Source organism: Methanocorpusculum vombati, assembly GCF_026891935.1.
Taxonomy (GTDB): Archaea; Halobacteriota; Methanomicrobia; order Methanomicrobiales; family Methanocorpusculaceae; genus Methanocorpusculum; species Methanocorpusculum vombati.
Genome location: NZ_JAPTGC010000043.1, coordinates 1 through 706, shown reverse-complemented (window position 1 = coordinate 706; position 706 = coordinate 1). Strand labels below are relative to the sequence as shown.

The following is a 706-nucleotide window of genomic DNA, read 5'->3' as shown; positions in this document are numbered from 1 at the left end:
GCCGCCGCGCCAGATGGTGTGGCCAGCTCCGAGGATGGTCATTTCGCCGGTGATGTTGATGGGGCCGGTGATGTTGAGGTCTGTTAACAGGGTGAGTGTCCCGCCATCTGCGGTTGCGTTTTCACTGCCGAGTTTATCTGCAAGTTCATCTGCTGTCTCAAACGTACCGCCGCCGAACACCACTGCATCGGCTGCGGATGCTGCCGCCGGGGCTGCACAGAGCAGCACAAGCAGAAGTACACCTGCGGCAGTGAACATTACGCGCCGCAGATTGAATCTCATCGGAAGTGCACCGTCTGCATCTTCCTTTCCATATTTCGCGTTCATAAATAACTCTGCAGGAAAAATTCAGGTTTGCCCTGATTGCATCCTATTATAGAAGGATATAACGCGGAAAATTCCTTAATTGAAATTTCATCATAAATGCAGCGTGCGCACAAAAAATCAGACAAAATTTACGGCTTAAAAAAAATATGTCTGAGCCATACTCCCGAAATTTCATTTCAGAGCGTTACAAAAAATGCGGGAAACAACCCCAATGCGCAAGCCGGGACATATTCAGATGGATTAGGGATAGTATTATATCATAGTTATCACTAAATACTACTATAACAGGATTCAATATTTGCAGAAATCTGTGCGCGAACAAATCACAAAAACAGCAGGGATTGCGACTGCATAATCGCAGATATATAATTTGTTTTTA

1 protein-coding gene is annotated in these 706 nt (G+C 45.8%); it reads right to left on the bottom strand.

Annotated elements, in window-relative coordinates; all coding sequences use genetic code 11:
• Positions 1 to 327: hypothetical protein (locus tag O0S09_RS09970; protein WP_268923827.1), on the bottom strand; the 327-nt coding region annotated here is incomplete at its 3' end.
• Positions 328 to 706 lie beyond the last annotated feature (379 nt).